At 41.5% G+C, this 26,028-nt stretch carries 25 protein-coding genes; 20 read left to right on the top strand and 5 right to left on the bottom strand.

Annotation, left to right across the window (positions count from 1 at the left end; all coding sequences use genetic code 11):
- Window positions 1-80: 80 nt before the first annotated feature.
- Entirely contained in the window at window positions 81-2,387 is a 2,307-nt protein-coding gene (locus I6H78_RS02155) for a DNA translocase FtsK (RefSeq protein ID WP_198459801.1), read from the top strand.
- Window positions 2,388-2,429: 42 nt separating this feature from the next.
- On the opposite strand, the gene I6H78_RS02150 is transcribed toward I6H78_RS02155, so the two are convergent.
- Entirely contained in the window at window positions 2,430-2,855 is a 426-nt protein-coding gene (locus I6H78_RS02150) for a DUF6556 family protein (RefSeq protein ID WP_007521481.1), read from the bottom strand.
- Window positions 2,856-3,019: 164 nt separating this feature from the next.
- Between I6H78_RS02150 and I6H78_RS02145 the strand changes: the two genes are divergently transcribed.
- The 11 genes from I6H78_RS02145 (at window position 3,020) to I6H78_RS02095 (ending at window position 14,630) form a co-directional block, all read left to right on the top strand.
- Entirely contained in the window at window positions 3,020-5,104 is a 2,085-nt protein-coding gene (locus tag I6H78_RS02145; protein ID WP_198459800.1) for an ABC transporter ATP-binding protein/permease, read from the top strand.
- Window positions 5,105-5,113: 9 nt separating this feature from the next.
- Window positions 5,114-5,491, top strand: coding sequence for a hypothetical protein (locus I6H78_RS02140; protein ID WP_198459799.1), 378 nt, complete (start codon window positions 5,114-5,116; stop codon window positions 5,489-5,491).
- A gap of 160 nt (window positions 5,492-5,651) precedes the next feature.
- Entirely contained in the window at window positions 5,652-6,794 is a 1,143-nt protein-coding gene (locus I6H78_RS02135) for a cysteine desulfurase family protein (RefSeq protein ID WP_198459798.1), read from the top strand.
- Window positions 6,795-6,802: 8 nt separating this feature from the next.
- On the top strand, window positions 6,803-8,017 hold the full coding sequence (gene thiI, locus I6H78_RS02130) for a tRNA uracil 4-sulfurtransferase ThiI (RefSeq protein ID WP_198459797.1): 1,215 nt from the start codon (window positions 6,803-6,805) through the stop codon (window positions 8,015-8,017).
- 136 nt (window positions 8,018-8,153) lie between these two features.
- The gene (locus tag I6H78_RS02125) at window positions 8,154-8,978 is read left to right on the top strand and encodes an alpha/beta hydrolase (protein WP_001016817.1); all 825 of its coding nucleotides are present in this window, start codon (window positions 8,154-8,156) and stop codon (window positions 8,976-8,978) included.
- 20 nt (window positions 8,979-8,998) lie between these two features.
- Window positions 8,999-9,739 carry an esterase family protein gene (locus tag I6H78_RS02120; protein WP_000546816.1) on the top strand — a complete coding sequence of 247 codons (741 nt, stop codon included), beginning with the start codon at window positions 8,999-9,001 and terminating at the stop codon, window positions 9,737-9,739.
- A gap of 12 nt (window positions 9,740-9,751) precedes the next feature.
- Window positions 9,752-10,918: an ATP-grasp domain-containing protein gene (locus I6H78_RS02115; RefSeq protein WP_198459796.1), complete on the top strand. Its 1,167-nt coding sequence runs from the start codon at window positions 9,752-9,754 to the stop codon at window positions 10,916-10,918.
- 157 nt (window positions 10,919-11,075) lie between these two features.
- The gene (gene gla / locus I6H78_RS02110; protein ID WP_198459795.1) at window positions 11,076-11,945 is read left to right on the top strand and encodes an aquaglyceroporin Gla; all 870 of its coding nucleotides are present in this window, start codon (window positions 11,076-11,078) and stop codon (window positions 11,943-11,945) included.
- Window positions 11,946-12,056: 111 nt separating this feature from the next.
- The gene (locus tag I6H78_RS02105) at window positions 12,057-12,782 is read left to right on the top strand and encodes a CppA N-terminal domain-containing protein (RefSeq protein WP_198459794.1); all 726 of its coding nucleotides are present in this window, start codon (window positions 12,057-12,059) and stop codon (window positions 12,780-12,782) included.
- The gene (locus tag I6H78_RS02100) at window positions 12,779-13,720 is read left to right on the top strand and encodes a serine hydrolase domain-containing protein (protein WP_198459793.1); all 942 of its coding nucleotides are present in this window, start codon (window positions 12,779-12,781) and stop codon (window positions 13,718-13,720) included. The genes I6H78_RS02105 and I6H78_RS02100 overlap by 4 nt, the downstream gene beginning before the upstream one ends.
- Before the next feature lie 4 nt (window positions 13,721-13,724).
- Window positions 13,725-14,630, top strand: coding sequence for a DMT family transporter (locus tag I6H78_RS02095; RefSeq protein ID WP_198459792.1), 906 nt, complete (start codon window positions 13,725-13,727; stop codon window positions 14,628-14,630).
- A gap of 44 nt (window positions 14,631-14,674) precedes the next feature.
- Here the strand turns inward: I6H78_RS02095 and I6H78_RS02090 are convergent, their stop codons facing one another.
- Window positions 14,675-15,958 (bottom strand): uracil-xanthine permease family protein, encoded by a 1,284-nt coding sequence (locus I6H78_RS02090; RefSeq protein WP_198459791.1) that lies wholly within the window; start codon window positions 15,956-15,958, stop codon window positions 14,675-14,677.
- 385 nt (window positions 15,959-16,343) lie between these two features.
- Entirely contained in the window at window positions 16,344-17,057 is a 714-nt protein-coding gene (gene rsmG / locus I6H78_RS02085) for a 16S rRNA (guanine(527)-N(7))-methyltransferase RsmG (protein WP_000801953.1), read from the bottom strand.
- A 93-nt stretch (window positions 17,058-17,150) separates the two neighbouring features.
- Between rsmG and I6H78_RS02080 the strand changes: the two genes are divergently transcribed.
- From I6H78_RS02080 to I6H78_RS02070, 3 genes are all read left to right on the top strand, one after another.
- Window positions 17,151-17,711: a LemA family protein gene (locus I6H78_RS02080; RefSeq protein ID WP_000219838.1), complete on the top strand. Its 561-nt coding sequence runs from the start codon at window positions 17,151-17,153 to the stop codon at window positions 17,709-17,711.
- Between the two features lies 1 nt (window position 17,712).
- Window positions 17,713-18,612, top strand: a complete 900-nt coding sequence (gene htpX, locus I6H78_RS02075; protein ID WP_198459790.1) for a zinc metalloprotease HtpX — start codon at window positions 17,713-17,715, stop codon at window positions 18,610-18,612.
- Window positions 18,613-18,719: 107 nt separating this feature from the next.
- Window positions 18,720-19,319, top strand: a complete 600-nt coding sequence (locus tag I6H78_RS02070) for a CPBP family intramembrane glutamic endopeptidase (protein ID WP_225905399.1) — start codon at window positions 18,720-18,722, stop codon at window positions 19,317-19,319.
- A 185-nt stretch (window positions 19,320-19,504) separates the two neighbouring features.
- Here the strand turns inward: I6H78_RS02070 and I6H78_RS02065 are convergent, their stop codons facing one another.
- Complete coding sequence (locus I6H78_RS02065) at window positions 19,505-21,064, bottom strand: ATP-binding cassette domain-containing protein (protein ID WP_198459789.1); 1,560 nt, start codon at window positions 21,062-21,064, stop codon at window positions 19,505-19,507.
- A gap of 336 nt (window positions 21,065-21,400) precedes the next feature.
- Window positions 21,401-21,730 carry a helicase BlpT gene (locus I6H78_RS02060; protein ID WP_198459788.1) on the bottom strand — a complete coding sequence of 110 codons (330 nt, stop codon included), beginning with the start codon at window positions 21,728-21,730 and terminating at the stop codon, window positions 21,401-21,403.
- Between the two features lie 168 nt (window positions 21,731-21,898).
- Here I6H78_RS02060 and I6H78_RS02055 point away from each other — a divergent pair, with 168 nt between their 5' ends.
- From I6H78_RS02055 to I6H78_RS02035, 5 genes are all read left to right on the top strand, one after another.
- A complete protein-coding gene (locus I6H78_RS02055) occupies window positions 21,899-22,441 on the top strand; it encodes a YceD family protein (protein ID WP_198459787.1) in 543 nt (180 codons plus the stop codon).
- Complete coding sequence (gene nth, locus I6H78_RS02050) at window positions 22,442-23,071, top strand: endonuclease III (RefSeq protein WP_198459786.1); 630 nt, start codon at window positions 22,442-22,444, stop codon at window positions 23,069-23,071. It begins immediately after the preceding gene.
- A 213-nt stretch (window positions 23,072-23,284) separates the two neighbouring features.
- On the top strand, window positions 23,285-23,806 hold the full coding sequence (gene pyrR, locus I6H78_RS02045; RefSeq protein WP_000850018.1) for a bifunctional pyr operon transcriptional regulator/uracil phosphoribosyltransferase PyrR: 522 nt from the start codon (window positions 23,285-23,287) through the stop codon (window positions 23,804-23,806).
- 18 nt (window positions 23,807-23,824) lie between these two features.
- Entirely contained in the window at window positions 23,825-24,748 is a 924-nt protein-coding gene (locus tag I6H78_RS02040) for an aspartate carbamoyltransferase catalytic subunit (protein ID WP_198459785.1), read from the top strand.
- Between the two features lie 49 nt (window positions 24,749-24,797).
- Window positions 24,798-25,877, top strand: a complete 1,080-nt coding sequence (locus I6H78_RS02035) for a carbamoyl phosphate synthase small subunit (RefSeq protein WP_198459784.1) — start codon at window positions 24,798-24,800, stop codon at window positions 25,875-25,877.
- Window positions 25,878-26,028: the final 151 nt, after the last annotated feature.

The following is a 26,028-nucleotide window of genomic DNA, read 5'->3' as shown; positions in this document are numbered from 1 at the left end:
TTAGAATAGAAAGATTGTTACCATTTGGTGCAATCTTTTTCTCTATTCGAAATGGCTGTGAAATATGGTATAATAAAAGAATGGCAAACAAGAATACTACAAAAACAAGACGGAGACCGTCTAAAGCAGAACTTGAAAGAAAACAGGCTATCCAGAGGATGTTGATCTCTTTAGGAATTGTCTTGTTATTGATTATTGCAGCCCTCAAACTCGGCGCGGCAGGTGTCACACTTTACAATCTCATTCGACTGGTGGTCGGAAGTTTGGCCTATGTGGCCATTGGTGCCCTCCTCATTTATCTCTTTTTATTTAAATGGATCCGCAAGCAAGAGGGACTTCTGTCAGGATTTCTTTGTATCTTCGCTGGCTTGCTCTTGATTTTTGAGGCCTACTTGGTTTGGAAATATGGTTTGGAGCAATCAGTTCTAAAAGGGACCCTGTCTCAAGTTATGACGGACTTGACTGGTATGCGGGTGACTAGCTTCGCTGGTGGAGGCCTGCTTGGTGTCGGACTTTATATCCCTATAGCCTTTCTTTTTTCCAATATCGGCTCTTACTTTATTGGTGTTCTCTTGATTCTAGTTGGGGCACTCTTAGTTAGTCCTTGGTCTATTTATGATGTTGCAGCCTTTATTGGAGCTCAGTTCAAATCCTTCATGGAAAAACAGGAACAGAGAAAACAGGAACGCTTCATCAAGAGAGAAGAAGAGAAGGCTCGTCAAGAAGCTGAAGAAGCAGCCAGAATTCAGAGAGAACAAGAAGAACAGGATGCATTACCGTTTCCTCCTGTAGATCCTGAAACGGGAGAAATCTTATCGGAAGCACCAGACTACGATCTTCCTCCAATTCCTGAGGAGGAATGGATCGAACCGGAGATTATCCTCCCTCAAACTGACGTTGAAGTTCCAGATGTGGAAGAAGACTTTGAGGATGAAGAGGTGCAGGTTGATTTTTCTGCCAAAGAAGCCCTTGAATACAAGCTACCAAGCTTGCAACTCTTTGCGCCAGATAAACCCAAAGATCAGTCCAAGGAAAAGAAGATTGTTCGAGAAAATATCAAAATCCTAGAAGAAACCTTTGCCAGCTTTGGTATCAAGGTGACGGTAGAACGGGCTGAAATTGGACCATCAGTTACCAAGTATGAAGTCAAACCAGCAGTCGGTGTACGGGTTAACCGCATTTCCAATCTGGCAGACGACCTAGCGCTAGCTCTAGCAGCTAAGGATGTTCGGATTGAGGCTCCAATCCCTGGTAAATCCCTAGTCGGAATCGAAGTGCCTAACTCTGAGATTGCAACCGTCTCCTTCCGTGAACTCTGGGAACAGTCTCAGACTAAACCAGAAAATCTCCTCGAAATTCCTCTAGGTAAGGCTGTTAATGGAACGGCTCGAACCTTTGATCTTTCCAAGATGCCCCACCTACTTGTTGCAGGTTCGACGGGATCAGGGAAGTCAGTCGCAGTTAACGGTATTATCGCCAGCATTCTGATGAAAGCAAGACCCGACCAGGTCAAGTTTATGATGGTGGATCCAAAGATGGTTGAGTTATCCGTTTACAATGACATTCCTCACCTCTTGATTCCAGTTGTGACCAATCCACGCAAGGCCAGCAAGGCTCTGCAAAAGGTGGTGGATGAGATGGAAAACCGTTATGAACTCTTCGCTAAAGTTGGAGTACGGAATATCGCTGGCTACAATGCCAAGGTCGAGGAATTTAATAGCCAATCTGAGTACAAACAAGTACCGCTGCCTTTGATTGTTGTCATTGTGGATGAGTTGGCAGACCTTATGATGGTGGCTAGCAAGGAAGTGGAAGATGCTATCATTCGTCTCGGACAGAAGGCGCGTGCTGCAGGGATTCACATGATTCTCGCAACGCAACGTCCATCAGTTGATGTTATCTCTGGTCTCATCAAGGCCAATGTCCCATCTCGTGTAGCTTTTGCAGTTTCATCAGGTACAGACTCACGAACCATCTTGGATGAGAATGGAGCAGAAAAACTGCTTGGTCGAGGAGATATGCTCTTTAAACCAATTGATGAAAATCATCCAGTCCGTCTGCAAGGATCCTTTATCTCGGATGATGATGTTGAACGTATCGTAAACTTCATCAAGGCTCAGGCAGATGCGGACTACGATGACAGCTTTGACCCAGGAGATGTTCCTGAAAATGAAGGAGATTTTTCTGATGGTGAAGCTGGTGGCGATCCGCTTTTTGAAGAAGCTAAGGCTCTGGTTATTGAGACGCAGAAAGCCAGTGCCTCTATGATTCAGCGTCGTTTGTCAGTTGGATTTAACCGTGCAACCCGCCTGATGGAAGAACTCGAAATGGCAGGTGTCATCGGTCCAGCGGAAGGAACCAAACCACGAAAAGTATTGCAACAATAAAAAATAGCTTCTTTCCAAAGTTGGAAGGAAGCTATTTTGTGCTCACTGATTCGTTTTAGTTTCAGAACTCGTCGTATTTGACTGTGTTCCGTTATCGCTTGTTTCTTTATTTGTAGCAGGTGTAGAAGAGTCCTGAGTTGTTGTTTTCTGTTCTTCTTTTTTCTCTTCCTTTTTATTGGATTGAGGAGTTTCTTCCTGCAAGGTATTTTCTTTAGTGGAAGTGTTGTCCTTGTTAGGTGTAGTATTTTCCTGAGGGGCTTCTTTTTGAATTTCCTTGACAACAGTTGTTTGGGTTGTCGTCGGTTCTTTTTTGTTGTTTTTGTTATTGTCCATGGCGTTCATGATGGTGATTGTAGCGGTAATTAGGCCAAGGATACTACCGATGGTAGCAATCGTTTTTTGAAAGACAGTAAATCCCTTTTTGATGTGTTCTGTTTTTGGTTTTGAAGTTCTACGATAGTTAGACATGATACTCTCCTTTAATTATGATTTATTATACCTCATTTCTTTAAAAAAATCTTAAAAAAAGAGAAGATTTTTCTACACGAACTTCAGTAGTCTTAGTTGAAATAAAATATGACTTATGATAAAATAAAATTGAGAAAGCGTTTTCAAAAAAAGGAGGGTGTTATATGTTCGAAATTAGAAATTTGAGCCTCTCTTTTGCAGGCAGGCGGTTGCTAGAGCCAACAGATTTGATATTTGAAAGGGGAAAAGTATATACAATATATGGGAAGTCAGGCGTAGGAAAGTCTTCTTTACTAAATAAAATTGGCTTAATCTCTGCTACGGATCCTAGTGTTTCTTATTTCTTTGATGGAAAAGAGATTGATACCGAAAATAAGAAATCAGTCTCTGCCTTTATAGCTGAAGAAGTGGCCTTTGTATTTCAGGGTCAAAATCTAATAAATGATTTGACCGTATTTGAAAATTTAAAACTGGCTTTAAACTTTTATGGCTTGAATCCAGATGAAATAGAAAGTAAAATTGACACAGTATTGGCGGATTTAGAGATTTCTTCTTTAAAGCACGCTTACCCAGAAGATTTATCCGGTGGTGAAGAGCAACGAGTGGCAATCGCAAGAGCCTTAGTTACAGAAAAGACTCTCATCTTAGCTGATGAACCAACAAGTTCCTTGGATAAAGAAAATAGAGAAAAAGTCTCCTCCTTGTTAATTGATTTAGCTCACAAATATCATAAAATTGTATTAATTGTTTCGCATGATGAGGCGATGATTGCAAGAGGAGATGTTCAGCTTCATTTTAAAGACCATCAATTAGTTGGAAATTGTCTTATTTTGAATTCTGATGAAGGGATAAAGGATTCTAAGAAGTGGACCTCCTATTTGTCGTCTTCTCATACGAAGTTATCTGTTTTGAAACATAGAAGGCCTTTTTTACCTAGATTATTAGCGTTTTTTATCGCATTTGTAGTTGCTATAGCAGTAACTTCTATCAACTTTCAGTCCTTATTTGCAGATAAGTATCACCAACTGGTGAACAACTCACTCGAAAATGGCTTCTTGGTGATTAATGATTCGCTTCATTTACAAACTACAAAAGTATTGGATGATTTTCTCAGTTTTGATAAGGAGGAAATCACCTCAATTAGCACAAGTCAGAATATTCAAACTATAAAGCCTTATATAGAGTTTCTCTCTTTAGGGATGACGTTTGATAATTCAAAAGACTATTCAAAACTTCAAAAGAACTTTCAGCCAACTTTGACGATTGATGGTCAGACCAGAAGTTTGACAAGAAATTTTTCAATTCAACCCTTGTATCAGACAAATACAACACAGAGGCAGATAGAGTATTTTGATAGGAGCAATGAAAAAGGGATTTATCTATCTGAACAATTCGTTTCAGATCAAAAATTACCGAATATAGTTTCGGGATCTACCGTGACACTGACTTTTTATATTCCAATTTCTTTATATGAATCAAGTATAGAGAAAGAGGGGAATGTATTGAAAGGAGATGGCGATTTATTTGTCAAAGTGGATAAAACATATCCTGTTTTAGGGATTGTTAAAAAAAGTTATCCGTTTGAATATTCCCCTCATGGGAACACCCTATTTATGAATATTGCTGAAATGGAAGAATTACAAAATGAAGCAATTCAACAGCATCCCATGATGAAGATGGCTTTAGATGGCTTTCCTTTGAAATCATGGATGCCGAGTGCGATTCATGTGTTACTAAAGGATAGCAGTGCTATTCCTGAAGAATTGAGTAGGATAAGAGCTATCTCTTCACAAATCACTATTTTATCCTCATATGAAAACTACGAAGAATTTAATAAAGGACTCACCTATATCAGGCAATTTTTAATGTTGCTATCCCTAGTCTTACTCATCCTTGTCATCGCAGTATTGTCCTTTGTTTTCTTTTTGCTCAATCGTCCTCGACGCTTTGAAGTAGGGATTTTAAAATCTTTGGGATACAGTACTCAAAATATTGTTTGGCTTTTCTTAAAAGAATTAATTGGTTATGGTAAAACGATTTCGATATTAGCAAGTTGTTTACTCGTCATTCTTTCCATTTTAGCAATTCAAGTGCTTAAATTGGAAGTTTCTGATGTTTTTCAATTCTATCTAACTTCCGTTTTCACCTTAATTGGATTATCAGTTTCAGTACTGATAATAAGTGGCTTACTCCCTATATACACAACTTGTAGGCAAACAGTTGTAGATACTATTCGAAAGAATGGATGAGGTGATATCATGAAACATAAGATAATGAAGAAAATAGTAGCGGTAGTGTTTACTATCCTATTGTTAACATTCTCAAGTCAAGTACATGCAGATTATGTAAGTAAGTCTAGTTCTTTAGAAGGTTATAGCTTGGTAGGCTTGAATGTTCTTAATGTGACTTTTCATGCTTCTGGCTATTCTTATAGTTATAGTGGCAGTGTGTCAAATATGTATTTCACTGACTGGGCTTGGTTTCCTAATACGATAAGCAATCGTTCCACTTGGAAAAGTTCGATTCCCTATGGTCAACGTGCAAATGGTACAGTCCAGATAGGTGTTGGAGTAAATTCGCCTTGGGGAGCGGTTAATCTCTGGGGCGGACAATATTACTTTTCTTTAGATTTTTAACAGAGATAATCAAAGTTAGATAGAATGAATAATAATACTCTTGGTGATGGCATCAAGAGTATTTTATGTTATTCAGATTAATGCAAACATTGCCCTTTCTTGTCGCAGGTCTCTTTTCGTGATACAATAGAAGGAGTGATTTTAGAAAGCGTGAGAAAACATGATCTACTTTGATAATTCGGCGACAACCAAGCCTTATCCTGAAGCACTTGAAACTTACATGCAGGTCGCTTCAAAAATTGTAGGAAATCCGTCTAGTCTCCATCGTTTGGGAGATCAGGCAACACGAATTTTAGATGCTTCCCGGCAGCAAATTGCAGATTTGATTGGGAAGAAAAGTGATGAAATCTTCTTTACTTCTGGTGGTACAGAAGGAGATAACTGGGTCATCAAGGGTGTGGCCTTTGAAAAAGCCCAGTTTGGCAAGCACATCATTGTATCAGCCATTGAACATCCAGCAGTCAAAGAGTCAGCCCTCTGGCTGAAAAGTCAAGGTTTTGAGATAGATTTTGCTCCAGTTGATGAGAAAGGGTTTGTGGATGTTGAGGCGTTAGCAGGTTTGATACGTCCTGATACGACCCTCGTCTCCGTCATGGCTGTGAACAATGAAATTGGCTCTATTCAACCTATTCAAGCTATTTCAGAACTGTTAGCAGACAAGCCGACTATTTCCTTCCACGTTGATGCGGTTCAGGCGCTTGCCAAGATTCCGACCGAAAAGTATCTGACAGAACGAGTGGATTTCGCGACCTTCTCTAGTCACAAGTTCCACGGAGTTCGTGGTGTTGGTTTTGTCTATATCAAGTCTGGCAAGAAGATTACGCCTCTTTTAACAGGTGGTGCCCAAGAACGTGATTATCGTTCGACAACTGAAAATGTGGCAGGGATTGCAGCGACAGCCAAAGCTCTCCGTTTATCTATGGAAAAGTTAGCTATCTTTGCTAGTAAGACAGGGCAAATGAAGGCAGTCATTCGTCAAGCCCTTCTGGATTATCCAGATATTTTTGTCTTTTCAGATGAGGCAGACTTTGTCCCTCATATCCTGACTTTTGGGATTAAGGGTGTTCGTGGTGAAGTCATTGTTCACGCTTTTGAAGACTATGACATTTTCATTTCGACAACCTCTGCTTGTTCGTCCAAGGCAGGAAAACCCGCAGGGACCTTGATTGCCATGGGAGTGGACAAGGATAAGGCCCAGTCAGCTGTTCGCCTAAGCCTAGACTTGGAAAATGATATGAGTCAAGTCGAGCAGTTTTTGACCAAGCTAAAATTAATTTACAATCAAACTAGAAAAGTAAGATAGGAGCATTTATGCAGTATTCAGAAATTATGATTCGTTACGGAGAATTGTCAACCAAGCACAAAAATCGTATGCGTTTCATCAATAAACTTCGTAATAATATTTCAGACGTTTTGTCTATCTATCCTCAAGTTAAGGTAACCGCAGATCGCGACCGTGCCCACGCTTACCTCAATGGAGCAGATTACACAGCAGTTGCAGAATCGCTCAAACAAGTCTTTGGAATTCAAAATTTTTCTCCTGTGTATAAGGTTGAAAAGTCAGTGGACGTTCTGAAGTCTGCTGTCCAAGAGATTATGAAAGCTATTTACAAGGAGGGCATGACCTTTAAAATCACTAGTAAGCGAAGCGACCACAACTTTGAACTCGACAGTCGTGAACTGAATCAAACTCTTGGTGGAGCTGTTTTCGAGGCCATTCCAAACGTGCAAGCTCAGATGAAAAATCCAGATATTAATCTTCAGGTTGAGATTCGTGAAGAGGCTGCCTATCTTTCCTATGAAACCTTTCGTGGAGCAGGAGGATTACCTGTGGGAAGTTCTGGTAAAGGTATGCTCATGTTGTCAGGAGGGATTGACTCACCTGTAGCAGGTTATCTAGCTCTTAAACGTGGGGTAGATATTGAGGCGGTTCACTTTGCCAGCCCGCCATATACTAGTCCTGGTGCCCTCAAGAAAGCACACGATTTGACTCGAAAATTGACCAAGTTTGGTGGGAATATCCAGTTTATCGAGGTGCCTTTCACAGAGATTCAAGAAGAAATCAAGGCTAAAGCGCCAGAAGCCTACCTCATGACCTTGACCCGTCGTTTTATGATGCGGATTACCGACCGTATCCGTGAGGTACGAAATGGTTTAGTTATCATTAATGGGGAAAGTCTTGGTCAAGTAGCTAGTCAAACCTTGGAAAGCATGCAGACTATTAACGCTGTGACTAGCACTCCAGTCATTCGTCCCGTGGTTACGATGGACAAGTTGGAAATCATTGACATCGCGCAGGAAATCGATACCTTTGACATTTCTATCCAGCCTTTTGAAGACTGCTGTACTATTTTTGCGCCTGACCGTCCTAAGACCAATCCTAAGATAGAGAATGCAGAGCAGTATGAAAAACGCATGGATGTTGAAGGCTTGGTTGAGCGAGCAGTGGCTGGGATTATGATTACTGAAATCACTCCCCAGGTTGAAAAAGATACTGTCGATGAGTTAATTGACAATCTCCTCTAATCAGAAAATCCAGAAGAATTCAGAAAAACAAATGAAAAAAGTTAGTTATTTATCCTTAAAATGGACATTAACTGACTTTTTTTCTATTTTTATGGTATAATGAGATAAAATTTTGAATATAGAGAGTTTTCTGACAATGAATCATTCCTACTTTTACTTAAAAATGAAAGAACACAAACTCAAGGTTCCTTATACTGGAAAGGAGCGTCGTGTGCGTGTGCTCCTGCCTAAGGACTACGAGAAAGACACAGACCGTTTTTACCCTGTTGTTTACTTTCATGATGGGCAAAATGTCTTTTACAGCAAGGAGTCTTATATCGGACACTCTTGGAAGATTATTCCAGCCATTAAGCGGAATCCTGACATCAGTCGCATGATTGTTGTTGCTATAGATAATGACGGCATGGGGCGGATGAATGAGTATGCGGCTTGGAAGTTTCAAGAATCTCCTATCCCAGGGCAGCAGTTTGGCGGTAAGGGTGTGGAGTATGCCGAGTTTGTCATGGAGGTGGTCAAGCCTTTTATCGATGAAACCTATCGTACCAAAGCTGATCGCCAGCACACGGCTATGATTGGTTCGTCACTAGGAGGCAATATTACCCAGTTTATTGGACTAGAGTACCAAGATCGAATTGGTTGTCTAGGTGTCTTTTCATCTGCCAACTGGCTTCACCAAGAAGCCTTTAACCGCTATATCGAGCGCAAGAAATTGTCGCCTGAACAGCGCATTTTCATCTATGTAGGAACAGAAGAAGCAGACGATACGGACAAGACCCTAATGGCTGGCAATATCAAGCAAGCCTATATCGACTCGTCGCTTCGTTATTACCGTGATTTGATTGCAGGTGGAGTACACTTGGATAATCTTGTCTTGAAAGTTCAGTCTGGTGCTATCCATAGTGAGATTCCATGGTCGGAAAATTTACCAGACTGTCTCCGATTTTTTGCAGAGAAATGGTAAGTTAAGAAAGGAGAAAGCCAATGCATATTGAAAACCTTAGCCACTGGAGTGGCAATCTTAATCGTGAAATGTACCTCAACCGTTATGGACATGCTGGGATTCCAGTTGTTGTTTTTGCTTCATCTGGTGGTAGTCACAACGAATACTATGATTTTGGTATGATTGATGCCTGTGCTTCCTTTATCGAAGAAGGGCGCGTCCAGTTCTTTACTCTCTCCAGTGTGGACAGTGAGAGCTGGTTGGCCACTTGGAAAAATGGTCATGACCAGGCGGAGATGCATCGTGCTTATGAACGCTATGTGATTGAGGAGGCCATTCCTTTTATCAAGCATAAGACAGGTTGGTTTGATGGCATGATGACGACTGGTTGCTCGATGGGGGCCTACCATGCACTTAATTTCTTCCTCCAGCATCCAGATGTCTTTACCAAGGTGATTGCCCTCAGTGGTGTTTACGACGCGCGTTTCTTTGTTGGCGATTACTACAATGATGATGCTATTTACCAAAACTCGCCTGTAGATTATATCTGGAATCAAAACGACGGATGGTTTATCGATCGTTACCGTCAGGCAGAAATCGTCGTTTGTACGGGCCTTGGTGCCTGGGAACAAGACGGTCTACCATCTTTCTACAAGCTTAAAGAAGCCTTTGACCAGAAACAAATTCCAGCCTGGTTTGCTGAATGGGGACACGATGTCGCCCACGACTGGGAATGGTGGCGTAAACAAATGCCCTATTTTCTTGGACACCTGTATCTATAAAAGGAGTTGCCTATGAATTACCTTGTTATTTCTCCCTACTATCCGCAAAACTTCCAACAGTTTACCATCGAGCTAGCCAATAAAGGCATCACCGTTTTGGGGATTGGTCAGGAGCCTTACGAGCAACTAGATGAACCTTTGCGTAATAGTCTGACCGAGTATTTCCGGGTAGACAATCTTGAGAACATAGACGAAGTCAAGCGTGCGGTTGCCTTTCTTTTCTACAAGCATGGTCCTATCGACCGCATTGAGTCCCACAATGAATATTGGCTTGAGCTAGACGCAACACTCAGAGAACAATTCAATGTCTTTGGTGCCAAACCGGAGGATCTCAAAAAGACGAAATATAAGTCTGAGATGAAGAAACTTTTCAAAAAAGCAGGCGTCCCTGTGGTACCTGGTGCTGTTATCCAGACGGAAGCAGATGTGGATAAAGCAGTGCAAGAAATTGGTCTACCAATGATTGCCAAACCTGATAATGGAGTGGGAGCGGCAGCAACCTTTAAGCTTGAGACAGAAGATGATATCCATCACTTCAAGCAAGAATGGGACCATTCAACCGTTTATTTTTTTGAGAAATTTGTCACTTCTAGTGAAATCTGTACCTTTGACGGGCTTGTGGACAAGGATGGCAACATCGTCTTTTCAACGACTTTTGATTATGCCCATACACCACTTGATCTCATGATTTATAAGATGGACAATTCCTACTATGTGCTTAAGGATATGGATCCCAAACTGCGCAAGTATGGCGAGGCCATAGTCAAGGAATTTGGAATGAGAGAACGCTTTTTCCATATCGAGTTCTTCCGTGACGGGGACGACTACATTGCGATTGAGTACAATAACCGTCCTGCAGGTGGTTTTACCATTGATGTTTATAACTTTGCTCATTCCTTGGACCTCTATCGTGGCTATGCAGCTATCGTCGCAGGTGAGGTGTTTCCAACATCAGAGTTTGAGCCCCAGTATTGCTTGGCAACTTCACGTCGTGCCAATGCCAACTATGTTTATTCAGAAGAGGACCTTCTTGCCAAATACAGCCAGCAATTCAAGGTCAAAAAAATCATGCCAGCAGCCTTTGCAGAGCTACAAGGGGACTACCTTTATATGCTGACCACTCCGAGTCGCCAAGATATGGAGCAGATGATTGCAGATTTTTGTCAGCGTCAAGAATAACGATTAGGACAAAAGGAGTTTGACTTCTTTTGTTCTTTTCTTAAAGATAAGTTAAATAAAGCGTTTTCCATAGATTCTTTTAGAAAAGATATTGCTAAAAGGCCTAAAAATTGATAGAATAAGGATTGTCTAAAAAAATTGAAGGAGAATCTATCAAATGGATTTTACATGGGCTATTAAATATGCCACAGAATTCTTGGGAACTGCTATTTTGATCATTCTTGGTAATGGTGCAGTTGCTAACGTTGAACTTAAAGGTACGAAAGGTCATCAAAGTGGCTGGCTCGTTATCGCGGTTGGTTACGGTATGGGGGTTATGATCCCAGCCTTGATGTTCGGTAATGTATCTGGTAACCACATCAACCCAGCCTTCACACTTGGACTTGCTGTGAGTGGACTTTTCCCTTGGGAACAAGTGCCATATTATATCCTTGCGCAAGTTTTAGGAGCGATTTTTGGTCAAGCTTTGGTTGTAGCAACTCACCGTCCTTACTACTTGAAGACAGAAAATCCTAACAACATCTTGGGTACCTTCTCAACAATTTCAAGCATCGACCACGGTACAAAAGAATCACGTTTTGCAGCTACTGTTAACGGTTTCCTCAATGAGTTTGTAGGTTCATTTGTTCTTTTCTTTGCAGCACTTGGTTTGACTAAAAACTTCTTTGGTGCTGAGGTTCTTCAATACATGAAACAAATGGCTACTCAAGCTGGACAAACTGTTGATTTAAGTGAATTGGCAGTGAAAGCTCAAGTAGCTCCACATACAGCTGCTGGTCTCTCAGTTGCACACTTGGCACTTGGTTTCCTAGTAATGGCCTTGGTAACTTCACTTGGTGGACCTACTGGACCTGGTTTGAACCCAGCTCGTGACTTTGGACCACGTCTTCTTCACGAACTCCTTCCAAAATCAGTTCTTGGTCAACACAAGGGTGATTCAAAATGGTGGTATGCATGGGTTCCAGTTGTAGCTCCAATTGCAGCGGGTATTGCAGCAGTAGCACTATTCAAACTACTTTACCTATAAGAAATGAAACTGGGGAATCCCAGTTTTTTTCTTGGAAAATTTTCTAATTTAAACAAATATGGCTTGTAAAATATTCTAAAATCCTTTAAAATAAAAGAGTTGGAGGAATTTATGAACGTGAATGAGATTGTTCGGATCATTCCGACTTTGAAAGTTAATAATCGAAAATTAAATGAAAGATTTTACATTGAAACCCTGGGGATGAAACCTTTGCTGGAAGAGTCTGCCTTTCTTTCCCTAGGCGACCAGACAGCTACGGAGAGATTGATTTTAGAAGAGGCTCCAAGCATGCGAACACGCAGGGTTGAAGGACTTAAGAAGCTAGCTAGACTCTTGATAAAGGTTGAAAAACCTTCTGAAATCGAGGCCCTTCTTTCTCAGATGAAGTTTCTTCCTCGCTTATTTAAAGGAAATCGAGGGTATGCTTTTGAGATTGCTTCTCCTGAAGAGGATGTGATCCTTGTTCATGCAGAAAATGATATAAGAGATTTGGTTCCACTGGAAACTGTTCCTGAATTTTATTCAAATACAAGTATAAAATACTTGAGCCAATTTGAGGTTTCGATGGAGTTGCGTTTACCTGAAGGGACCGAGAGTTTACTTGATCCTGAAGGAGTAGCGCCAGCAATCACCTTTACTAAAGGGCAAGGACCAGATTTGGCTGTTGAAAACAATGTCACTTGGGACTTGACGATGTTGAAATTTTTAGTCAAGAATTTTGATCTAACCAGTCTTCGTCAGAAATTTGAAAAGACAGGCTACTTTGTCCCTAAGTCTGAAAAATTCTTCCTTGGTAAAGATACCAATAACATTGAATTGTGGTTTGAAGAAGCATGAAGTTGGAAAAAATTCTAAGAAAAATAGAAAATCAAATCGAGGCAGGGATTTATCCCGGGGCCTCTTTTGCGTATTATAAGGATGGTGAATGGAAAGAGTCTTATCTAGGATTGAGTGATCCAGAACGGGGCTTGAAGACCGAGAGTGGTTTGGTTTATGATCTGGCTAGTGTGAGTAAGGTCGTGGGAGTGGGGACGGTTCTCATCTTCTTGTGGCAGCAGGGCAAATTAGATATTGATCGACCGGTAACGGATTTTTTACCGGAGTGTGATTATCCCGATATCACTATACGACAACTTCTGACCCATGCTACAGACCTGGACCCCTTTATTCCTAATCGGGACAAGTTAAGTGCAGAGGAATTGAGAAAAGCCATGTTTCACCTCAACAGACGAAGTCAGCCGGCCTTCCTATACTCGGACGTTCACTTTTTACTCTTGGGCTTTCTTTTGGAAAAAATCTTTAACCAAGATTTGGATCAGATTATAGAAGAACAAGTTTTGGATCCATGGAAGATGGGAGAAACCCGATTTGGACCAGTTACCAGTGCTGTTCCAACTGTTCGTGGACAGAAAGCAGGAGTCGTTCATGATCCTAAGGCTCGTGTGCTTGGAAAGCACGCTGGAAGTGCAGGTTTATTTTCTACAGTGGCTGATTTGAAACTCTTTTTGGAGCACTATTTAAAAGATTCATTTGCAGAAGAGTTAACACAGAATTTTTCAGACTTAGATGATAGGGAACGCTCTTTGGCCTGGAATTTGGAAGGTGATTGGTTGGATCATACGGGTTATACGGGAACTTTTATCATGTGGAATCGTAATAAACAAGAAGCTGTTATCTTTCTATCCAATCGGACTTATGAGAGGGATGAACGTGCTCAGTGGAGATTAGACCGTCATCAACTCATGGATTTGATTCGTCAGGAGGATAGGAACTAAGCTGATGTCAAGACTTTTAAAGGGAACAATATATACTATTGTTGCAGGGATTGCTTGGGGCTTGTCTGGAACCAGTGGCCAATACCTAATGGCACACGGGATTTCCGCTCTAGTCTTGACCAATTTACGACTTATCATTGCAGGCTTGGCACTAGTAATCTTATCCTATGCGACTTCACAGGGTAAACTCCTATCTTTTTTAAAAGACAGAAAAAGTCTACTATCTCTGTTGCTATTTGCCCTGTTTGGACTTTTCTTAAACCAGTTTGCCTATCTTTCTGCCATTCAGGAAACCAATGCTGGAACGGCGACAGTTCTCCAGTATGTATGCCCCGTTGGGATTTTAGTTTATACTTGTATCAAGGACAAGGTAGCTCCGACTCTAGCTGAGATTATTTCGATTGGATTGGCTATAGGAGGAACTTTTCTGATCGCGACGCATGGGAAAGTCGACCAGTTGTCTGTCACGCCCTTAGGTCTGTTCTGGGGCCTCTTTTCAGCCTTGACCTATGCCCTCTATATTATCCTTCCTATCGCTTTGATTAAGAAGTGGGGCAGTATTTTGGTGATTGGTGTCGGGATGGTTATTTCTGGTGTAGTGGCTCTTCCCTTTACAGGAGTCTTACGGGCTAGCATACCGACTAGCCTAGATTTTCTCTTTGCATTTGCTGGGATTATCATCATCGGAACGGTCTTTGCCTATACAGCTTTCCTAAAGGGAGCTAGTCTGATAGGTCCTGTTAAGTCTAGTTTATTGGCTTCCATAGAGCCAATTTCTGCCGTTTTCTTTGCCTTTCTGATTATGAAGGAACAGTTTTATGCGATTGATTTTGTCGGTATGGCCATGATTTTACTAGCCGTGACCATTATTTCATTGAAAGATTTACTGTTGGAAATAAAGAGTAAGTAATTAAAAAATCCACTCAATCGAGTGGATTTTTTGTGTATAGATGATTAGTCTTTATGTTCGTGTGGCAAGATCAAGTTCAAGATGATTCCTGTCATAGCTGATAGAGCAGTACCTGAAAGTGTAACTGGGCCAAGTTTGAGGATAGCCCCACCAAGTCCAAGTACCAACATGGCACTGGCAATGATGAGGTTACGCATTTGACTGAAGTCAACGCGTTCTTTAATCAAAACTTTTAGACCGTTGCTGGCGATAACTCCGTAGAGAAGGATGGACATGCCACCAAGCACAGCATTTGGAATGGTTGAAATCAAGGCAGTGAATTTACCTAGGAAGCTAAGAGCAATGGCGATAAAGGCTGCGTTACGGATAACAGAGACAGAAGCGATACGAGTCATCCCGATAACCCCTGTATTTTCTCCGTAGGTCGTATTAGCTGGTCCACCTAGGAAGGCTGATACAGATGTCGCGATACCATCACCAAGAAGCGTACGGTGAAGTCCTGGTTCTTTCAGGAATTGACGGCCACAGATTTGGCTCAAGACCGTGTGGTCTCCGATGTGTTCTGAAATGGTTACAATAGCGATTGGCAAGATGGCGATTGTTTCAGGACCGAAGTACAAGTTGTACTCTTTAAAGGCTCCACCTGTACTAAATGGCAAGTAAAAACCAGGAATTTCAAACCAATTGGCTTGAAGGACTGGGGTAAAGTCAACCAAACCAAGCATCATAGCGAAGATATACCCACCGATGATGGCGAAGAGGAAAGGAATGATACGAAGGAAACCTTTTCCTTTTGTATTGATAAAGGCGGCAATCAAGAACGTCACGACAGCTACAAGAGCGTTTTTCCAGTTTCCGTCTGCTACAAGTCCAGCATTCGTTACAGCAGAACCAGCAAGACCAAGACCGATAACGATAATCATAGGTCCGATAATGATTGGTGGCAAGAGTTTATCAATCCATTTCGTACCTGCAAAACGAACACTTGCTGCTACAAGGACATAGACCAAACCAGTCAAGATTACCCCCGTTTGAGCAGCAGATACATCTCCTCCCATTTCTTTCATGGCTAGAGACATAGCCGTGATAAAGGCAAATGAAGAACCTAGGTAAACTGGAACCTTAAAGCCAGTAGAAATCATGTAGATAAGTGTTCCAATACCGGAAGCGAAGAGAGCAACCGATACGGGCATTCCCAAAATTAAGGGAACGAGAATGGTTGCACCAAACATGGCAAACACGTGCTGAAAGCTTAGAAGAATGCCTTTACCAGCAGAAGGACGTTGATCAACGTCTAGTAACAAGTCAACAGTTGATTCCTGTTTCATAAAAACCTCACTTTTGGGCACCAAAAAAGAGCCCATTATTTTGCAGCAATAGGCCCTCAGAGTAAGACTTTTTAAAAAATAGCTATCTTTTAAAAATTTATATAAATCTGCGCCTTCGTCACCTCACAGGATGACATTAAAAACCTTTGCTTGTGATAGTATAGCAGAAAAAAATGATTTTGTAAATCATTTTTTCCCGAGCCGAGAAACAAAAAAGCGAGGTTGATTTTGTAAATCATTTTTTCCCGAGCCTAGAGATAGAAAGCGAGGTTGATTTTGTAAATCATTTTTTCCCGAGCCTAGAGATAGAAAGCGAGGTTGATTTTGTAAACGAATTTTTCCCAAGCCCGGAAATGCGAGAGCGAGGTATGATTTTGTAAATTGTTTAAAGTGGGCGTTTGTTGGGCATGCCAGCCTTTCTTGGATACTTGTTAGGTGTTTCCTTTTTCTTTTCGACCACAGTGATGTAGCGCGGATCTCCATTTGGTAGGGCATAGCTGAGGTTATCCTCTACCTTACTAAAGAGGAGGTTGAGGGCATTCTTGGCTTCTAGCAATTCCTCAGGAGCATTGCTGGCCTTGAGTGCCAATAGTTTGCCACCGACTTTAAGATAGGGAATGGTCAGCTCAGACAAGACCTGCATACGGGCAACCGCACGAGCCGTCACCACATCAAACTGGGCACGGAAGTTCTTGTCTTGGGCAAAGTCTTCTGCACGTCCATGGTAGAAATGAACTCCGTCCAAATCCAGTTCTTGAGCCAATAGTTGGAGGAAGTTGATGCGCTTATTGAGCGAATCAATGATGGTCACATCTAACTGAGGATAGAGGATTTTCATGGGTAGACTAGGAAATCCTGCCCCAGCCCCGATATCAAGAAGTTTGATAGTTTCATTTGAAATCAAACCTTGCAGGATGGGGGCAATCGAATCATAAAAGTGCTTAAGGTAAACTTCCTCTTTATCTGTAATAGCGGTCAGGTTAATCTTTTCATTCCACTCGACCAAGAGCTCAAAATAGCGTTCAAATTGGTTCTTTTGCTGGTCAGAAAGTGGAAGATTTTGCTCAGCTAGTAGGCTGTAAAATGTTTCTGGTTTCATAGTAGTTTCCTTCTCTAGTATCATCTTATTTTACCATATTCATTAAAAATTTGATATACTGGTAGTAATCTAAAAGAAGAAAGGAATAAGATTATGACTTGGATTATTCTTGGAGTTTTGGCTCTGATTGTTATTTTTGTGATTGTTAGCTATAACGGTTTGGTTAAAAATCGTATGCAGACCAAGGAGGCTTGGAGCCAGATCGATGTTCAGTTGAAGCGTCGTAATGATCTCCTCCCAAACTTGATTGAAACAGTCAAAGGCTATGCGAAATATGAAGGTTCTACCTTGGAAAAAGTAACAGAACTTCGTAGACAAGTAGCCGCAGCCACTTCACCGGCAGAAGCTATGAAGGCCAGTGATGCCCTTACCCGCCAGATTTCTGGTATCTTTGCAGTAGCAGAGAATTACCCAGACTTGAAAGCTAGTGCTAACTTTATCAAATTGCAAGAAGAGTTGACCAATACAGAAAATAAAATTTCTTATTCACGCCAACTCTACAACAGTGTTGTCAGCAACTACAATGTAAAACTTGAAAGCTTCCCAAGTAACATCATCGCAGGACTATTTGGCTTTAAAGCTGCAGACTTCCTTCAAACACCTGAAGAGGAAAAGGCAGTTCCTAAAGTTGACTTTAGCGGTTTAGGTGACTAAGATGTTGTTTGATCAAATTGCGAGCAATAAACGAAAAACCTGGATTTTGTTGCTGGTTTTCTTCCTACTCTTGGCCTTGGTTGGTTATGCGGTTGGCTATCTCTTTATGCGCTCAGGTCTTGGTGGCATGATTATTGCCTTGATTATCGGCCTTATCTACGCTCTGACCATGATCTTTCAATCGACAGAGATTGTCATGTCTATGAATGGGGCGCGTGAGGTTGATGAGCAAACAGCACCAGACCTCTACCATGTAGTAGAAGATATGACCATGGTCGCTCAGATTCCCATGCCGCGTGTTTTCATCATTGAGGATTCATCTTTAAATGCCTTTGCAACAGGTTCAAACCCGCAGAATGCAGCTGTCGCAGCAACTTCGGGTCTCCTGGCTATCATGAATCGTGAGGAGCTAGAAGCTGTTATGGGGCATGAGGTCAGTCATATCCGAAACTACGATATCCGCATTTCGACTATTGCGGTCGCCCTTGCCAGTGCCATCACCCTTCTGTCTAGTATGGCAGGACGGATGATGTGGTGGGGTGGCCCTGGTCGAAGACGGAGCGATAATGATCGTGATGGAAATGGTTTGGAGATTATCATGCTTATCATCTCTCTCTTAGCCATTGTTCTAGCACCTCTCGCAGCAACCTTGGTGCAATTAGCTATTTCCCGTCAGAGGGAATTCCTGGCGGATGCATCCAGTGTGGAGCTGACCCGCAATCCTCAAGGGATGATCAATGCACTGCTTAAATTGGACAATAGCGAGCCGATGCATCAACATGTTGACGATGCCAGCAGCGCACTTTATATCAATGATCCCAAGAAAGGTGGCGGACTTCAAAAACTCTTTTATACCCACCCACCTATCTCAGAACGAATCGAACGCTTGAAACAAATGTAAAAAAATCCAGAGGTCGTCTCTGGATTTTTACTTTTAGTATCTCGCTTTTAACTTGTTATCTCACTAAAAAATAGTATAATATATGTAATTCTATATAATTGAGGTGAATGATGTATAAGCGCTGGATGACGTCTTTCTTGATTTTGATTTTTATGCCAATTCATTTGAGTATAGCAGAGAAAATCATGCGAATAAATTCATTAACGCTATCTATCCTTTTTACACTTGTTGAACTTGCAATATTTTTATATGTAGGAAAAAAGTATGACTTGTTTCACATTCGAAAAATCTGTCTAAAAGATATTTTAAAATGTTTTCTTTCATACGCCTTGCTTTTCCTATTTTATATTTTGGTCAATTTTTTAGGCCCTACCCAATCAGACACAACTCAAGCTGTGCACAGTTTATCACTTTTATGGTCTGTACTTTTTGTGGATCTCTGTGTTTTGGCACCTGTCACGGAAGAAATCTTTATGAGAGGTATGTTACAGGGGATAGTATTTAAGAATACATATTTTGGCTTGTTTGCCACATCGCTTCTCTTTGCTTATCTGCATGGTCCCTATACCATTCCTAGCTTTATCACCTATTTAGGTATGGGATTTGCATTTGGGATAAGGTATAAGACTTCTGACAACCTATGGAATTCCATTCTTTTGCATGTCCTCAATAATCTGGTTGCATTTTGCTTTTTGTATATGAGATAATGTCATATTAGAATGCTTTGAGCTGTAAAAAAATGATTTCTAGCTTATACAATTGAAACAAAAGCCAGTCTCCATAATCTGTCAGATCGACGATGCCAGCAGCGCTCTTTATATCAATGATCTTAAGAAAGGCGTATGTAAAAAAATCCAGAGAAGTGTCTCTGGATTTTTGCTATGTTCAACATTTATAAGTCTTGTAAATCGACGACTTCCAAACCATTTTCTGTCAAACGATAGATACTCGTACAGACCTCTTTTAAGAAGCGTCTGTCATGTGAAACAGTGATCAGACCGCCGGGATAGGAGCCAAATAGTTTTCTGATTTCAGGTTGAGAAGTGGGAGAAAAATTACGTGTAGGCTCATCCAGAAGGAGGAAGTTTGGTTTGCGCAACACTAAATCCAAAAGTAGGAGTTTACCTTGTTGCCCGCCAGATAGGGAGCGGATTTGGTGGTGCATCTCTGGGTAACTGAAATTGAGACTGGCTAGGTGGGATTGGATTTTCTGTAGTTCCTCTTTTTGCCCTGTCTGGCTGAGATAGGCTACTGGAGATAAATTCAATTGCAGTTTTTTGTGGTAATCTTGTGGCATAAAACCAAGCGAAATTTCTCTTTTGACGCTGAGCAGTTGTTGCAACTTGGCTAACAGAGTTGATTTCCCAACACCATTTGGCCCAATGATACCGATTTTATCTTGGCCACGGACCGTTAGTTGTAACCCCTGAGCTAAAACGCGCTCTCCAATGGACAAATTTTCCTTTTCCAGTTGGATTAAGACTTTAGAAGCCGGTAATGGTTGGATATCTGAAAAGAAAAGTTGGATTTGTTCCTCGTCAAGTGGCTTTTGGGTCATGGACTGGGCTTCCTTTTCAAAGCGTTTTTCTTGAGAGAGTACATTTTTCATCTTTTTAGCCAATAGGCGCCCAACAACATCATTTTTAGTATTTCGCAAAGCATTTTCTACATTCTGCTTAACGCGACGATGTTTTTCCATGGTTTTATTATAGGCTCTCTGGTCGTTAGCAGCTTGCTGGCTTTGTCTGGCAAAATTAGCCTTTCTCTGGTCACTATAGCGATTATAGTCTAAATGCTCGACTAGCGTTTCTGCTTCTTTCCGATGCTTGACCAGTCGCAAGTGGACAATAGTATCTGCCGTTTGAGAAAGAAAGTCTTCATCATGGGAAATGAAAATAACGGTTTGCCTAATCTTTCGAATTTGACCTTTTAGCCAATCAACCGTCTCAAGGTCTAGGTCGTTTGAAGGTTCATCTAAAAATAGAATCTCAAAAGGTTTGGCTAACTCGTGAATGAGCTGAATTTTCAAAGCTTCGCCCCCTGATAGACTGCCAATTTCTTGGTCGCTAGCAAAACGGTCGCTATCAAAGTGCAACTCCTCCGCCAAACGATAAAGAATGCTGTAGTCTAAATCAGCTGAATCTAAAAAGAAGTAGTCGTGTAGAGATCTTTTTTTCAGGTCCTCAGCTAACTTTTGAGGAATGTAGGCCAGTGACTGAAGGTCAGACTGGATGTCTCCCTTGATAGTGAAATCAGGCAAAGCTTCCCCCATTAAAGCTCGTAGCAAGGTTGATTTGCCATTTCCTTCTTCACCAATAATAGCAACCTTTTCTCCGTCTTGGATAGTCATGGTTAGGTCAAATACAAGATCTCGTAGATCTTTGTTTTGCGTGATAGTTAGATGATTGATTTTTATCATATTGTTGCCCTTTCTAGAATGTCGATAGTGCATAACAAAAAGCTCTACTTTATCTAGTAGAGCCCAAAGTCACTGTCAAAACTCTATTATCCTCGTTGAAAAACTCGTCAAACTAGCTTGGAGTTGCCTAACCCAACCCAGGAGGAGCAGACGGTTAGCTTTCTAGTTTTTTGATTTTCAATGGGGACAAGATACTAGAAAATCTAGTATTAAAAGAGCACACAAAAAGAGACAAAAACAAGATCTACTAAATAAAGGTTCTTTATTTGATAGATTAGTTGTTCATGTCTCCCTTACCTCCGAGTATTAGTACCTCTATCCTATACCTTTCAGGAAATTTTGTCAATAGAAAATCCAAAATTCTAAACTCTAAAATCCAAAAACAGGTCCATAGAGAGTCAGTACGTGTTTGACATGTTCGTAGTGGAACTTGTCATAGTTGCGCCAAGCGGCGCGTGCTTGATCATTCAGTTTTAGGCTACCCAGTCCAATAAGAAGACTGGTACGTTGGTAAAATTTCTCAAGGTCGATTAAGATACTGTTGTCCAGCTTTTCTGCTTTTTTTAGTTCCTTAAGAGTAGTGTTCAGCAGCTCTTGTAGTCGAAGATCATCGGCTGTTCCTTGTTTGCAACTTTGGTAGCTTTTATTTAACTCGGAAAGGAGTTGGTAAGTTTCAGTGATGAGTGCTTTGTCTTCCATATGAGTATCCTCCTTGCTCTGATGTATTCTTGCCTATAGTATAGCACTTATAGAAAAATTTGTCATAGTAAATATGTTGAAAAATGAGATTTTAATATCAAAGTTTGGAAAGCTGACTTATAGCCTTTTCATGGTATAATCAAGTGAGTACATCTTTATGGAGGAAATATGAAGTTAAATATTCAAGAAATTCGTAAGCAGCCTGAAGGCCTACACTTTGAACAAACTTTAGACCTGGCTGCAGACTTGCGTAAACGGAACCAAGAGATTTTAGATGTCAAAGATATCCTTGCAGTGGGGAAGGTACAGTACGAAGACCGTCTGTATTTCTTAGACTATCAGTTGTCATATACCATTGTCCTTGCTTCCAGCCGCAGTATGGAGCCAGTTGAGTTGGCTGAGTCTTATCCAGTCACAGAAGTTTTCATGGAAGGAGCGACCAACCAACTGGACCAGGAAGTTCTAGATGATGATTTGGTCTTGCCTATCGACAATGGAGAAATCGACCTTGCTGAGAGCGTAGCAGATAATATTCTGCTCAATATCCCTATCAAGGTCTTGACGGCAGAAGAAGAGGCGGGCCAAGGTTTTGTGTCAGGAAATGACTGGCAAATCATGACTGAAGACGAATATCAAGCTCAACAAGCAGTCAAGAAAGAAGAAAACAGTCCATTTGCTGGCTTGCAAGGACTGTTTGATGGAGACGAGTAGATGGTTTTATCCAAGAAACGTGCCCGTCATGTCATAGAGGAAATTATTGCCCTTTTTCCAGATGCTAAGCCTAGTCTTGATTTTACCAATCATTTTGAACTCTTGGTTGCAGTGATGCTGTCAGCCCAGACCACAGATGCAGCGGTAAATAAGGCCACACCAGGTCTCTTTGCTACCTTTCCGACACCACAAGCCATGTCTGTAGCAACAGAGAGTGAAATTGCTTCACACATTTCTCGCTTGGGACTGTATCGAAATAAGGCTAAATTCCTTAAAAAATGTGCCCAACAGTTACTAGACGATTTTGACGGTCAAGTGCCTCAGACACGAGAGGAATTAGAAAGTCTAGCGGGTGTTGGTCGCAAAACAGCAAATGTCGTCATGAGTGTGGGGTTTGGAATTCCTGCTTTTGCAGTGGATACTCATGTGGAGCGTATCTGTAAGCATCACGATATCGTTAAAAAATCAGCTACACCACTTGAAGTAGAAAAACGTGTCATGGACGTCCTACCACCAGAAGAGTGGTTAGCAGCCCACCAGGCCATGATTTACTTTGGACGAGCTATCTGTCATCCCAAAAATCCAGAATGCGATCACTATCCCCAATTATATGATTTTAGTAATGTTTAAGGGGACTCGGAAAAAGTTTTTGCTTGATTTTAAGGGTGCTTTGTGCTATAGTAAATGGTAACTAAATAGTCCTTTAAACCTGTCCCGTGAGGCAGGCAAGGAGCGCGATGATAAAGTAGAAGGGTGAAGTCTATACTGTATACAGTAGGGCTCGCTTGGCTGTACATTTCAAGTCTCCTTGTAGAAGGAGACTTTTCTTTTTGGAGGTTTGTCATGAAGACAAAAGAAGTTGTAGACGAATTGACTGTCAAACGAGCGATTACGCGAATTACTTATGAGATTATCGAGCGCAATAAGGATTTGAATAAAATTATCCTAGCAGGGATAAAAACGCGTGGTGTTTTCATCGCTCATCGTATCAAAGAACGCTTGGAGCAGTTGGAAAATATCACTGTTCCTGTTGTGGAATTGGACACCAAGCCTTTCCGTGACGATGTTAAAAGCGGAGAAGATACTTCTTTGATTTCTGTTGATGTGACAGACCGTGAAGTTATCTTGGTGGATGATGTACTCTATACAGGCCGTACTATCCGTGCTGCTATTGATAATATTGTTGGCCATGGTCGTCCTGCGCGCGTGAGTCTTGCGGTGCTAGTTGACCGTGGACATAGAGAATTGCCTATCCGTCCAGATTACGTTGGGAAAAATATCCCAACCAGTCGTTCTGAAGAAATCATCGTAGAGATGACAGAACTTGATGGCCAAGACAGAGTTCTGATTACTGAAGAAGCTTAGAAAGCTGAAGGAGTAGCCATGTCAGAAAATCAACAAGCATTGAACCATGTGGTTTCCATGGAAGACCTTACAGTTGATCAAGTGATGAAATTGATCAAACGAGGGATTGAGTTTAAAAACGGAGCCCAACTTCCCTACGAGAACAAACCTATTGTATCGAATCTCTTCTTTGAAGATTCTACACGAACACATAAGTCTTTTGAAGTGGCAGAGATTAAGCTAGGCTTGGAGCGACTGGACTTTGATGTGAAGACTAGTTCGGTCAATAAGGGTGAGACACTTTATGACACCATTTTGACTCTATCTGCTCTAGGAGTGGATGTCTGTGTGATTCGCCACCCAGAGGTCGATTACTACAGAGAGTTGATTGCGAGTCCGTCGATTACGACTTCCATCATCAATGGTGGAGACGGCTCGGGTCAACATCCTAGTCAGAGCTTGCTTGATTTGATGACCATTTATGAGGAATTTGGTCACTTTGAGGGGCTCAAGGTCGCTATTGCAGGCGACTTGGACCACTCACGCGTTGCCAAATCCAATATGCAGATTTTGAAACGCTTGGGAGCTGAACTGTTCTTTGCAGGACCTGAGGAATGGAGAAGTCAAGAGTTTGCGGACTATGGACAGTTTGTAACTATTGATGAGATTGTTGATCAGGTGGATGTTTTGATGTTACTCCGCGTTCAACATGAACGCCACGAAAGTGGAGCGGTCTTTTCAAAAGAAGACTACCATGCTCAACACGGTTTGAACCAAGAGCGCTATAATCGCTTAAAAGAAACAGCAATCATTATGCATCCTGCTCCAGTGAATCGAGATGTGGAAATTGCTGACCACTTGGTTGAAGCACCAAAATCACGCATTGTCCGACAAATGACCAACGGTGTCTTTGTTCGAATGGCAATCTTAGAATCCGTATTGGCGAGTAGAAACGCCAACTAAAACACAAGACGTTAAAAGACGCCAGTGAGCGTCCACGAGAGGTGAAAATATGACAAAAAGACTTCTAGTATTAGAAGATGGCACAGTTTTTGAAGGCAAGGCCTTCGGAGCAGACATTGATGTAACAGGCGAAATCGTCTTTAACACAGGGATGACTGGTTACCAAGAATCCATTACAGACCAGTCTTATAATGGACAAATCTTGACCTTTACTTATCCTTTGGTGGGAAATTATGGAATCAACCGTGATGATTACGAATCCATTATTCCAACTTGTAAGGGAGTCGTTGTTTTCGAAGAAGCACGTAGAGCTAGTAACTGGCGCAACCAAATGACCTTGGACGAATTCTTGAAAGCCAAGAAAATTCCAGGTATCTCAGGGATTGATACGCGTGCACTTACCAAGATTATCCGTAAGAATGGTACTATGCGTGCAACCTTGACCCATGTTGGAGACAGTATGGACCATGTGACGGACCAGCTCCAAGCAACAGTCTTGCCGACAGATAATATCAAGCAGGTTTCTACTAAAACTTCCTATCCAGCTCCAGGAGTTGGTTTGAGTGTGGTCTTAGTAGACTTTGGTCTCAAGCACTCAATCTTACGTGAACTTTCTAAGCGTAACTGTAACGTTACGGTTGTTCCTTATTCAACAACAGCAGAAGAAATTCTCCACCTTAATCCTGACGGAGTTATGTTGTCAAATGGACCAGGTAACCCAGAAGACGTTCCAGAAGCACTGGAGATGATTCGTGGTGTGCAAGGAAAAATTCCAATCTTCGGAATTTGTATGGGACACCAACTCTTTGCTATGGCAAACGGGGCTAAGACCTACAAGATGAAATTTGGTCACCGAGGATTTAACCACGCGGTACGTGAAATTGCAACAGGACGCGTAGACTTTACTAGCCAGAACCATGGTTACGCAGTCAGCCGTGAGGATTTGCCAGAGCATTTGATTATCACCCACGAAGAAATCAATGACAAATCAGTTGAAGGAGTTCGCCACAGATACCAACCAGGTTTCTCTGTTCAATTCCACCCAGATGCAGCTCCTGGTCCACACGACGCTAGCTACCTATTTGACGAGTTTATTGAGATGATGGAAGCCTTTAAACAATCAAATTAAGAACGAGCAAAAGCTCGTCGGAGAATTTATGTAACTGAACACGGACGGAAAGCTCGGAATTTAGAGAAACCAAGGAAGGATTGCTATCCTTGGTTTCCTAAAATTCAATCGCTTTCTATTCGTACTTTGTATCTTATTTAATGTCGCTCTG

Origin of the sequence: Streptococcus oralis, assembly GCF_016127915.1 — a bacterium.
In the GTDB taxonomy this organism is placed as follows: domain Bacteria; phylum Bacillota; class Bacilli; order Lactobacillales; family Streptococcaceae; genus Streptococcus; species Streptococcus oralis_BO.
This window is presented reverse-complemented; position numbering and strand designations above follow the sequence as displayed.